At 68.4% G+C, this 10,845-nt stretch carries 11 protein-coding genes and 1 pseudogene; 6 read left to right on the forward strand and 6 right to left on the reverse strand.

Features of this window, described 5'->3' with window-relative positions; all coding sequences use genetic code 11:
• Positions 1–266: 266 nt before the first annotated feature.
• The 5 genes from dnaB to rpsF all read right to left on the reverse strand — a co-directional run bounded on the left by dnaB (position 267) and on the right by rpsF (position 3,254).
• Positions 267–1,667, reverse strand: a complete 1,401-nt coding sequence (gene dnaB, locus C665_RS15485; RefSeq protein WP_040829426.1) for a replicative DNA helicase — start codon at positions 1,665–1,667, stop codon at positions 267–269.
• A 141-nt stretch (positions 1,668–1,808) separates the two neighbouring features.
• Positions 1,809–2,258 (reverse strand): 50S ribosomal protein L9, encoded by a 450-nt coding sequence (gene rplI / locus C665_RS15490; RefSeq protein WP_004321663.1) that lies wholly within the window; start codon positions 2,256–2,258, stop codon positions 1,809–1,811.
• 15 nt (positions 2,259–2,273) lie between these two features.
• Positions 2,274–2,549: a 30S ribosomal protein S18 gene (gene rpsR, locus C665_RS15495; RefSeq protein WP_002933051.1), complete on the reverse strand. Its 276-nt coding sequence runs from the start codon at positions 2,547–2,549 to the stop codon at positions 2,274–2,276.
• 2 nt (positions 2,550–2,551) lie between these two features.
• Positions 2,552–2,824 carry a primosomal replication protein N gene (priB, locus tag C665_RS15500; protein ID WP_231570744.1) on the reverse strand — a complete coding sequence of 91 codons (273 nt, stop codon included), beginning with the start codon at positions 2,822–2,824 and terminating at the stop codon, positions 2,552–2,554.
• Between the two features lie 43 nt (positions 2,825–2,867).
• Entirely contained in the window at positions 2,868–3,254 is a 387-nt protein-coding gene (gene rpsF / locus C665_RS15505; protein WP_004321668.1) for a 30S ribosomal protein S6, read from the reverse strand.
• 238 nt (positions 3,255–3,492) lie between these two features.
• Here rpsF and C665_RS15510 point away from each other — a divergent pair, with 238 nt between their 5' ends.
• Complete coding sequence (locus C665_RS15510) at positions 3,493–3,825, forward strand: hypothetical protein (protein ID WP_004321671.1); 333 nt, start codon at positions 3,493–3,495, stop codon at positions 3,823–3,825.
• 79 nt (positions 3,826–3,904) lie between these two features.
• On the opposite strand, the gene hrpA is transcribed toward C665_RS15510, so the two are convergent.
• The gene (hrpA, locus tag C665_RS15515) at positions 3,905–8,200 is read right to left on the reverse strand and encodes an ATP-dependent RNA helicase HrpA (RefSeq protein WP_004321673.1); all 4,296 of its coding nucleotides are present in this window, start codon (positions 8,198–8,200) and stop codon (positions 3,905–3,907) included.
• 113 nt (positions 8,201–8,313) lie between these two features.
• Between hrpA and C665_RS15520 the strand changes: the two genes are divergently transcribed.
• The 5 genes and pseudogenes from C665_RS15520 to C665_RS15540 form a co-directional block, all read left to right on the forward strand.
• Positions 8,314–8,829 (forward strand): DUF2478 domain-containing protein, encoded by a 516-nt coding sequence (locus C665_RS15520; protein WP_004321676.1) that lies wholly within the window; start codon positions 8,314–8,316, stop codon positions 8,827–8,829.
• Positions 8,830–8,832: 3 nt separating this feature from the next.
• Positions 8,833–9,087 carry a YkgJ family cysteine cluster protein gene (locus C665_RS15525; protein ID WP_004321677.1) on the forward strand — a complete coding sequence of 85 codons (255 nt, stop codon included), beginning with the start codon at positions 8,833–8,835 and terminating at the stop codon, positions 9,085–9,087.
• Positions 9,088–9,177: 90 nt separating this feature from the next.
• Positions 9,178–10,002: an undecaprenyl-diphosphate phosphatase gene (locus C665_RS15530; protein ID WP_004321679.1), complete on the forward strand. Its 825-nt coding sequence runs from the start codon at positions 9,178–9,180 to the stop codon at positions 10,000–10,002.
• Between the two features lie 13 nt (positions 10,003–10,015).
• Positions 10,016–10,603: a YqiA/YcfP family alpha/beta fold hydrolase gene (locus C665_RS15535; protein ID WP_004321682.1), complete on the forward strand. Its 588-nt coding sequence runs from the start codon at positions 10,016–10,018 to the stop codon at positions 10,601–10,603.
• 25 nt (positions 10,604–10,628) lie between these two features.
• Positions 10,629–10,845 (forward strand): annotated as a pseudogene (locus C665_RS15540) (methyltransferase); the annotation flags it as partial.

Here is a 10,845-nt window from a genome sequence, read left to right on the forward strand (position 1 = left end):
GCGCCTGAACTCAAGCACCGCTGCGCTGGAAGAGGTGCGCATTATAGACAACCAAATCCTGACGTCAAGAAAAAACAACAAAGATTCCGATGGAAGCATGCGAGCAACGCCGACGGGACCCCGGGACCGATCACCGAGCACAACACACCTCTGGCGCCAGCGTCTCTACGGGCCTCCCGCAGGGCCCGACGCAGGAACAATCGCTTGGTGACGACCGCCGATCTTCCTGCGCAAACCGCAAAATCGCGACCATCCTGCGATAGGGCTCAGTACATGCCGGGGGCGGCGGCGTAGTTCTCGAAGCGCGTATTCTCCCCGATGAAGGTGAGGCGCACGGTGCCGGTGGGACCGTTACGATGCTTGCCGATGATCAGTTCGGCCGTCCCCTTGTCGGGCGAATCGGGGTTGTAGACCTCGTCGCGATAGATGAACATGATGATGTCCGCGTCCTGCTCGATGGCACCGGACTCGCGCAGATCGGACATCACCGGGCGCTTGTTGGGACGCTGCTCGAGGCTGCGGTTGAGCTGGGAAAGCGCCATGATCGGCACGTTCAACTCCTTGGCCAGCGACTTTACCGAACGCGAGATCTCGGACAGCTCGGAGGCACGGTTGTCGCCCTCGCGCGTGCCGCTCATCAGCTGCAGGTAGTCGATCACGATCAGACCGAGCCTGCCGCACTGGCGCGCCAGGCGACGCGCACGGGCGCGCAGGTCGATCGGGTTGAGGCCGGGCGTCTCGTCGATGTAGAGCGGCGCGTCGTAGAGCTTGCCCATCGCCATGGTCAGACGCTGCCAGTCGTCGTCGGTCAGGCGTCCACTGCGGATCTTCTGCATGTCGATGCGACCCACCGAGGAGATGAAGCGAGTCGCGAGCTGCGTGCCCGGCATCTCCATCGAGAAGATCGCAACCGGCAGGCGCTGCTCGATCGCGATGTGCTCGGCAAGGTTGAGCGCGAAGGTGGTCTTGCCCATCGCCGGACGGCCGGCGACGATGATCATGTCGGACGGCTGCAGGCCGGAGGTCTTCTCGTCGAGGTCGACCAGGCCGGTCGGCACGCCGGTGACCTCGGAGGGGTTGTCGCGATCGTAGAGTTCCTGCACGCGATCCACGACCTGCTTGAGGATTGGCTGGATCGAGACGAAACCGCTGGCGTGGCGCGCGCCGGCCTCGGCGATCTCGAAGACCTTGGCCTCGGCCTCGTCGAGCAGCGCCTTGGCGTCCTTGCCCGACGGACTGAGCGCACTGGCAGCGATCTCGTCTCCCACCGCCACGAGCTTGCGCAGGATCGCGCGCTCGCGGACGATCTCCGCGTAGCGCCGGATGTTCGCCGCCGACGGCGTGTTGTTGGCGAGCTCGGCGATGTAGGCGAGACCGCCGGCCTGCTCGGCCTCGCCGTTCTTCTCCAGCGACTCGAACACGGTGACCGCATCCGCCGGTCGCCCCTGGTCGATCAGCTTGGTGATGTGGCGATAGATGCGGCGGTGGTCGTCGCGATAGAAATCGGCCTCGTTCACCAGGTCGGCGACACGCTCCCAAGCCTGGTTGTCGAGCAGGATGCCGCCGATCAGCGACTGCTCGGCCTCCAGCGAGTGCGGCGGCAGCTTGATCTGCGCGAGCTGCGGATCGGCGGAGAAATCGGAGAAACGGGAAGACGCGGAACTCATCGGATGCACCATCGGGGCCGGACCGCACATTGTAGCGAGCCGGACCGCGAGACGTTGGCGAAGGGAACGCGCCGCAGGGGCGCAGGAAACAAAAAGGGCTGCCAGCGGCAGCCCTCTTCGTGATGCACGTACAGATCGCGATTACTGCTCGGCAGCCACCACGACGGTGATGTTCGCGAGCACGTCGGCGTGCAGCGACACTTCGAGCTGGGTCTCGCCGACCTGCTTGAGCGGGCCGTCCGGCATGCGGATGGCGGAACGCTCGATGTCGAAGCCCTTGGCGGCGAGCGCCTCGGAGATGTCGGCATTGCCGACCGAGCCGAACAGACGGCCGTCCATGCCCGCCTTGCGAGCAACTTCGACGCTGACGCCTTCGAGCTTGCCCGCCAGCTCCTGGGCCGCAGCCAGCTTTTCGGCCTGGACGCGCTCGAGCTCGGCACGACGCGCTTCGAACTCGGCCAGATTGGCCTGGGTCGCGCGCTTCGCCTTGCCCTGCGGGATCAGGAAGTTGCGGGCGTAGCCGTCCTTGACCTTGACGACGTCGCCGAGACCACCGAGGTTCACGACTTTCTCGAGAAGAATGATCTGCATGGGTTCGTTCTCCTCTTACTGGTGCAGGTCGGTGTAAGGCATCAGGGCCAGGAAGCGGGCGCGCTTGACCGCGACCGACAGCTGACGCTGGTAACCCGCCTTGGTGCCGGTGATGCGCGCCGGCATGATCTTGGCGTTTTCGGTGATGAAGTCCTTGAGGATGTCCACATCCTTGTAGTCGACTTCCTCGATCTTCTCCGCGGTGAAGCGGCAGAACTTGCGACGCTTGAACAGACCACGACCGCCGCGATCGTCCTTCTTCTTGAACTTGGATTTGGGCTTGAAGGCCATTTTCAGTTTCCTTCGAGAAATTCGATAGTGTTCAGGTGCAGAACCGGAGTTCGGCTGCGCAGGCTCTTCGCGGCGAGGAATCCGGTGGCGCGCAGCGCACTCCCGGGAACCGCCACAGCCAGCACCGCCGCCAGATCGCCCAGCGCCACCGCCTGCACTTCCACCGAAACCTCGCGGGTCAGGCCCGCTTCGACTTGTTTCGATTCGTGCGCCAGCACACAGCTGGCGACCGGTATTCCGGCAGGGGTTCGACGCAGCGGCAGCACTTCGGCCACGCGCGCATCGAGGCGCAGTTCGTTCAGACCCGGCTCAGGCAACTCAGGCGGCAGCGGCTTCGCTGTCGGCCGGCTTGGCGTCGTCGGCACCGATGTTCATCGAGCGCGACTTCTCTTCCTTCATCATCGGCGAAGGCGTGGTGACGGCCTTCTTCATCTTGATGGTGAGGTGACGCAGCACGGCGTCGTTGAACTTGAACGAGTGCTCGAGTTCGGCCAGCGTCTCGCCGTCGCACTCGATGTTCATCAGCACGTAGTGGGCCTTGTGCACCTTTTGGATCGGGTAGGCCATCTGGCGGCGCCCCCAGTCTTCCAGGCGGTGGATCTGGCCGTTGCGGGTGGTCACGATGGACTTGTAGCGCTCGACCATCGCCGGCACCTGCTCGGACTGGTCCGGGTGCACGATGAAGACGATTTCATAATGTCGCATGCAAACTCCTTGCGGTTGGTTGTTGCAGCCCCCCGGCATGCGGTCCGGTGGAGCAAGGGAAGCTCGCCAGTCTAACAAGAAAACCCGGAAAATCAAAGACACTGAAGAAGCCCGGAAGTCGGGAGCGCGGTTGCAAAAGCCCGCTTACACTCTGCGACTGCCTCGTGGCGTCCGCCTCGCCTAGTATCCGGATCACCGGGGCCCTGCCCTGCAACGAAGAAATCGAACGAGGCAGACCATGAACACGACCCTGACCCGCAAGATCGCCACCGCCCTGCTCTGCGGCAGCGTCCTCGCCGCTGCCGCGCCTGCCGCCTACGCCGACCGGGACGACCGCGGCCCGCGCTGGGGCCACCACAAGCACCACTACAAGCACGATCATCGCCGCCACTGGGACGAGCGCACGGTGTATCGCGAGAAGGTCATCATCCGTGAACGCCCGCGCTACTACCGCGAGGCGGAGATCCACAACCACTACTACGAGCGCCCCTACCGCTCTTACAGCTACAGCCGCTCGCCCGCCGTGGTCATCGGCGTGGATATCCCGCCGCTGGTGATCCCGCTGCGCTGAACACCCCCCGCTCCATCCCCGTTCGCAGGGCGCGGCCTCACTCCCCTGACGGCACGCCCGGCCGAGCCGGTCGCGCGACTCAGCGCGGCCGGCTCTCCCAGATCTTCTGCAGACGCTTCACCGACACCGGCATCGGCGTCCTAAGCTCCTGCGCGTACAAGCCCACGCGCAACTCCTCCAGCAGCCAGCGGAACTCTTCCAGCGCCGGATCTTCCACGCCCGCGCGCCGGCGGGCGAGGCGCTCGCGCTCCCAGGCCTGGGCGAGCTGCTTCCACTCCGCCATGGCCTGGGCGTCGCGCGCCGGATTGTTGCGGAGTTTGTCGAGCCGCACCGCGGCACCCTTGAGATAGCGTGCGAAGTGCGCCAGCTTGTCCCACTCGAAGGCGACGAGGAAGTCCTTCGGCAGCAGCGCACCGAGCTGGCCCTGGATATCGGCCACCACCTCGGGAAAGGTCTTCAGCCCGGACAGGCGCTTCTGCAGCGCCGCATGCTCGACCAGCAGCTGGCCGGTCAGGCGCATGAACTCCTGCGCAACCAGGCTCACCCGCGACTTGGCCTCGGCGCAGCGCTTCGCGAACGCGTCGGCATCCGTAGGCAAAGGCTCGAGCAGGCAGCAGCGGCCCAGCGTCGCCTCGATCAGGCGCGCCTTCAGCTCGGCCTCGGTGCCGAAGCCCATGTACTGCAGCGCGAGCTCGCGCAAGCCGGGCAGACGCTCGACCGCGCGCACCTGATCCTTGAGGTTGAGCGCGAACAGGCGGGCGAGGCCGCGGCGATGCACGCGCGACGCCTCCTCGGGCGTGTCGTGGGGGCGTAACGAGACGCTGTCGCCATCGTCGTGCAGCGCAGGAAAACCGATCACCTCACGGCCGGCGACGCGCACCTCGAGCAACTCGGGCAGGGCGCCGAAAGTCCACGCAGTGAAGCCGGACAGCACCGGCGCCGGGAGTTCGGCAGGCGCAGCGCTCCGGCCTGCCGGGTCGCCCGCCGCCTTGCCGCTCCCTTTGCCCCCCGGCTGCCCCGCCCCGGCACGGCCACCCACATCCGCCGCGGCATCACGCGCATCCGCGCCGGAGCGCGCACGGCCGGCGACCTCGCCCGCAACGGCGTCGGATCCGGCCCCCCGCGCGCTGACGCCCGCTCCGCCGGCACCGACGCCTTGGCCACCACCCGCGCCCCCGACGCCCACCACCGACAGCGCCCCCGCGAGCGCGCCGCCGATCTTCGCCGCCGAGAAGCGCGCCGCCACCTGCTCGCGGAAGCGCGCACGCAGCTCCATCAGGTTGCGCGACTGCCCCATCAAGCGGCCGTGCTCGTCGATCACGCGGAAGTTCATGAAGCAGTGCGGCTTCAGGTTCTCCGGGCGGAAGCTCTCCAGCGGCAGCTTCAACTGCACGCGCTCCTCCACGAAGCGTTGCAGCATCTTCAGCAGCGGCTCGTCGGTGTCGAACTCGCCGGCCTCGAAGACCGCCATGAAGGCCGCCGCGCTCTCGGCCACCGGCTGCAGGCGGTGGCGGTGCTTCTGCGGCACGGTCTTCATCAGCGCCGCAACCTTCTCTTCGAGCAGTCCCGGCACCAGCCACTCGCAGCGGTTGGCGGGGATCTGGTTGAGCATCGCCAGCGGCACCGCGAGCGTCACGCCGTCGTCGGCCTCGCCAGGCTGGTGCAGATAGGCGAGCTTCAACTTCTGCCCGAGCACCTCCAGCGTCGGCGGGAAACGGTCGGTGGTCACCCCTTCCGCGTCGTGGCGCATCAGTTGCTCGCGCGACAGATGCAGCAGCTTGGGCTCGGCCTTCTCCGCCGGCTTGCGCCACGCCTCCAGCCCCGCCAGGTCGCAGACCTCCGCGGGGAGCTTGCTGTCGTAGAAGGCCTCGATCAGGGTCTCGTCCACCAGCACGTCGGGGCGGCGCGACTTGTGCTCGAGGCGCTCGATCTCCGCCACCAGGCGCTGGTTATGGGCGAGGAAGGCCATCGCGCGCGCCGGCCCCTCGGCGATCTCGCCCTGCACCAGGCCCTCGCGGATGAAGAGCTCGCGGCACAGCGCGGGGTCGATGTCTCGATAGGCCACGCCGCGGCGCGGATAGATCACCAGTCCGTACAGCGTGCCGCGCTCCCAGGCGCGCACCGCGCCGGACGCCTTCGACCAGTGCGGCTCGAACACCTGGCGCTTGATCAGGTGGCCGCCGACCTCCTCCACCCACTCCGGCTCGATGCGCGCGATGCAGCGCCCGAACAAGCGGCTGGTCTCGACCTGCTCGGCGGCCATGATCCACTTTCCGGCCTTCTTCGCCAGCGCGGAGCCCGGGTGCGGCCAGAACTTGATCCCGCGCGCGCCGAGGTAGGCGCCGGCCTGCGGCCCCGAGGCATCCTCGACCTTGCAGCCGATGTTGCCGAGCAGCCCGGCGAGCAGCGCCTTGTGGATCGCCTCGTAGTTCGCCGGCTGTTCGTTCTCCTTCCAGCCGTGCTCGGCGCACAGGGTGTGGAGCTGGGCGAACACATCGCGCCACTCGCGCATGCGCATGTAGTTGAGGAAGTGCTTCTTGCACCAGGCCTTCTGCTTGCTGGAGGACTCGTGGCGCTGGACCTCGTCCCAGGCCTTCCACAGGTGCCAGTACCACAGGAACTCGGACTTCTGATCCTGCTCCCCGCCGCGGAACCTGGCGTGCGCCTGGTCGGCGGCACCCGGGCTGTCCTGCGGGCGCTCGCGCGGGTCCTGCACCGACAGCGCGGCGGCGATCACCAGCAACTCGGCGAGCGCGCCACGGTCGCGCGCGGCCAGGATCATGCGGCCGATGCGCGGGTCGAGCGGCAGCTTGGCGAGCTCGACGCCGGTCGGGGTGAGCTTGCGTTCATCGTCGTCGCTGACCGCGCCCAACTCGGCCAGCAGCGCGTAGCCGTCGCCGATCAGGCGCGCGCCGGGCGCGTCGATGAAGGGGAAGTCCTCCACCGCGCCGAGCTTCAGGGCCTTCATGCGCAGGATCACGCCGGCGAGCGACGACCGCAGGATCTCGGGATCGGTGTGCGCCGGGCGGCGGTTGAAGTCGTCCTCGTCGTAGAGGCGGATGCAGATGCCGTCCATGACACGACCGCAGCGCCCGGCGCGCTGCTGCGCGGCCGACCGGGCGATCTTCTCGACCTGCAGCTGCTCGACCTTGTTGCGCGGCGAGTAGCGCTTGATGCGCGCGAGTCCGGTGTCGACCACGTAGCGGATGCCCGGCACGGTCAGCGAGGTCTCGGCGACGTTGGTCGACAGCACCACCCGGCGGCCGTTGGAGGCCGAGAACACGCGCGCTTGCTCCTGCGCCGACTGGCGCGCGAACAGCGGCAGGATCTCGGTGCCGGGCAGGTGGTGCGCCTTGCGCAGCGCCTCGGCGGCCTCGCGGATCTCGCGCTCGCCGGGCAGGAAAACCAGCACGTCACCCGGGCCGCAGCGCTGGGCCTCGTCGACCGCATCGACCAGCGCGTCCATGAGGTCGCGGCTCCTGTCCTTGGCGGCCTCCCTGCCACCCTTGGCGGCGCTGCGCGCGGCCGCGGCGGGGTCAATCTCCTCGCTCTCCACCGGCCGGTAGCGCATCTCGATCGGATACAACCGGCCCGACACCTCGATCACCGGCGCCGGCTTGCCCGCGGCATCGGCAAAGTGCCGGGCGAAACGCTCGGCATCCAGCGTCGCCGAGGTCACCACCACCTTCAGATCCGGCCGGCGTGGCAGCAGGGTCTTCAGGTAGCCGAGCAGGAAATCGATGTTGAGGCTGCGCTCGTGCGCCTCGTCGATGATCAGCGTGTCGTAGGCGGCGAGCAGCGGGTCGGTCTGGGTCTCGGCGAGCAGAATGCCGTCGGTCATCAGCTTGACGTGGCTGCGCTCGCCGGTCTTGTCGGTGAAGCGGATCTTGTAGCCCACGACCTCGCCGAGCGGGCTCTTGAGCTCCTGCGCGATGCGGCTCGCGGTGGCGCGTGCGGCCAGGCGACGCGGCTGGGTGTGGCCGATGAGGCCGGCGACGCCGCGGCCGAGCGTCATCGCGATCTTCGGCAGCTGGGTGGTCTTGCCCGAGCCGGTCTCGCCGCACACGATGATGACCTGGTGGGCGGCGAGGGCCGTGGCGATCTCGTCGCGGCGCCCGGACACTGGCAGCTCGGGCGGGAAGTCCGGCACGGGCAAGGCGGCGCGGCGTGCGCGCAGCGCGGCGCGCGAGCGTTCGAGCAGGGCATCGAAGTCCGCCCGCAGGCGCAGGCGCTGCGCCGTGGCGCGCTCGTCCGCGCGTGACGGGTGGGAGAGGTCGCGCGCCATGCGGCGCAGGCGCGGGCGGTCGCCGCTCAGACAGTCATCGAAGTTCGGCAGCGCGGACGGGCGGCGCGCGCCCTTGTGTTCAGCCCTCATGGATCCGTTTCGGCTTCGTCGAGCCGCGCATTATCTCCCGCATCTTCGCCTTGTTGGCGCCGCAGTGCGACAATGAGGCCCATCCACGAACGAGCCGCCCGCCGAGCCCGACCATGCCCGCACACGCCATCGCCGCCGTCGTCTACAAGCCCACCGACAACATCGAGGCTCTGCTCGCCCGCGCCGCGCGCGCCCTGGGCGAGCGTGGCGTGCGCCTGGGCGGCGTGCTGCAGCACGACATCGCCACGGTGATCGAGGACCCCTGCGCGATGCAGCTCGAGAACCTGGAGACCGGCGAGAGCATCCCGCTGTCGCAGGAGCTCGGCCGCGGCTCGATCTCCTGCCGGGTCGACCCGGACGCGCTCGCGCAAGGCTCGATGGCGGTGCGCGGCGCGATCGAGCGCGGCGTCGAGCTGGTCATCATCAACAAGTTCGGCGCGCAGGAAGTGTCGGGCGCCGGCCTGCGCGACGAAATGGCCGAGACGGTCGTGGCCGGCGTACCCCTGCTCACGGCGGTAGGCGAGCGCTTCCTCCCCGAGTGGAAGGAATTCACCGGCGGCGAGGGCGTGCTGCTCGAACCCACGCTCGACGCCATCCTCGCCTGGTGGTCGGCGCCACGGGCAGGCTGAGGCATGGACTGCCGCCCCGGCTGCGCCGCCTGCTGCATCGCGCCCTCGATCTCCTCGCCCATCCCCGGCATGCCGCACGGCAAACCCGCGGGTGTGCGCTGCGCGCAGCTCGACGAGGCCGGGCACTGCCGCCTGTTCGGCGACCCGCGTCGGCCGGCGGTGTGCGCCAGCCTGCGCCCCGGCGCCGAGATGTGCGGCACCGACCGCGAGCATGCCCTGCTTTTTCTCGCCACCCTCGAAGCGATGACGGCGACCTGAGCGGGCAAACCTACCCCGCAGTGCAACATCCCGCCGGCTATAATCCGGCCTCCGATCCCTCCACCCTTCCCCCACTTCCAGCCCGGCCGCATGGACCTCTCCCTCCTCCTCGTCGCGCTCGTCCTCGGCATCGTCGAAGGCCTGACCGAATTCCTCCCGGTGTCCTCCACCGGCCACCTCATCATCCTGGGCGACCTGCTCGGCTACAACGACGACACCAGCAAGGTGTTCAAGATCGTCATCCAGCTCGCCGCCATCCTCGCCGTGTGCTGGGACTATCGCGAGCGCCTGATCAAGGTCGCGAGCGGGATCACCACCGAACCGAGCGCGCAGCGCTTCGTCGGGCTGCTGTTCATCGGCTTCCTGCCCGCGGCGGTGCTCGGGCTGATGTTCCACTCCACCATCAAGGGCCTGCTGTTCAACCCGATCACGGTGGCCACCGCGCTGGTGGTCGGCGGCCTGATCATCCTCTACGTGGAAAAGCGCGCCTACCACCCGCGCCTGAATTCGGTGGATGAACTGCGCTGGACAGACGCGCTCAAGGTGGGCTTCGCCCAGGCGCTGGCGATGATCCCGGGCACTTCGCGCTCGGGCGCGACCATCATGGGCGGCGTCATCTTCGGCCTGTCGCGCAAGACGGCGGCGGAGTTCTCCTTCTTCCTGGCGATCCCGACCATGTTCGCCGCCACCGCCTACGACCTGTACAAGAACTGGGCGCTGCTGCGGGTGGAAGACCTGCCGGTGTTCGCGGTCGGCTTCATCGCCTCCTTCGTCGCCGCGATGTGGGCGGTGAAGAGCTTCATCAAGTTCATCTCCAACCACACCTTCGTCGCCTTCGCCTGGTACCGCATCGTCTTCGGCATCTTCGTGCTCGCCACCTGGTACTTCGGCTGGGTCGAGTGGTCCGAGCCATGATCGAGGCAGCACGATGATCCTCTACCTGCACGGCTTCCGTTCCGCCCCGGCGTCGATCAAGGCGCGCGCCCTGAAGGAACGCATGGTCGAGCGCGGCCTGGCCGAACGCTTCTGGTGCGCGCAGCTGCCGGTGTCGCCGCGCGCCGCGATCGCGCTCGCCGAAACGGAGATCGCGCGCATCCGCGCCGCCGGCCTCGAGCCCACCGTGGTCGGCAGCTCGCTCGGTGGCTACTACGCCACCTGGCTCGCCGAGCGCCACGACCTGCGCGCGGTGCTGATCAATCCGGCCGTGGTCGCGCCGCTCTCGCTCGAGGCCTATGTCGGCGTGCAGGACAACCTCTACACCGGCGAGCGCTTCGAATTCACCCGCGGCCACATCGACGAGCTGCGCGCGATCGAGGTGCCGACGATCACCCGGCCGGAGCGCTTCTGGCTGCTGGTGGAGACCGGCGACGAGGTGCTCGACTACCGCCACGCGGTGGACAAGTACGCTGGTGCCCGCCAGACCGTGCTCGAAGGCGGCGACCATGGCTTCTCGCGCTGGAACGACTACCTGGACGAGGTGCTCGCCTATGCGGGGCTGGGCGATACCCGCCCCTGACCCGACCGAACACGGAGTGCCGCCGATGAGCCGTCCCACCGATCCCGCCCAACCCGGCTTCGATGCCCGCCGCTTCAAGGCCATGGAGCGCGCCGGCTTCAACCGCATCGCCGCGCGCTACGCCGAAGGCGCCCACCTGCGCGCCGAACTCGCCGAAGCCCTGCTCGAGGCCGCCGCGCTCGCCCCCGGCCAGCGCGTGCTCGACCTCGCCAGCGGCCCCGGCCTGCTCGCCGGCCAGGCCG

This window comes from Thauera aminoaromatica S2 (genome assembly GCF_000310185.1).
Classification (GTDB): Bacteria; Pseudomonadota; Gammaproteobacteria; order Burkholderiales; family Rhodocyclaceae; genus Thauera; species Thauera aminoaromatica.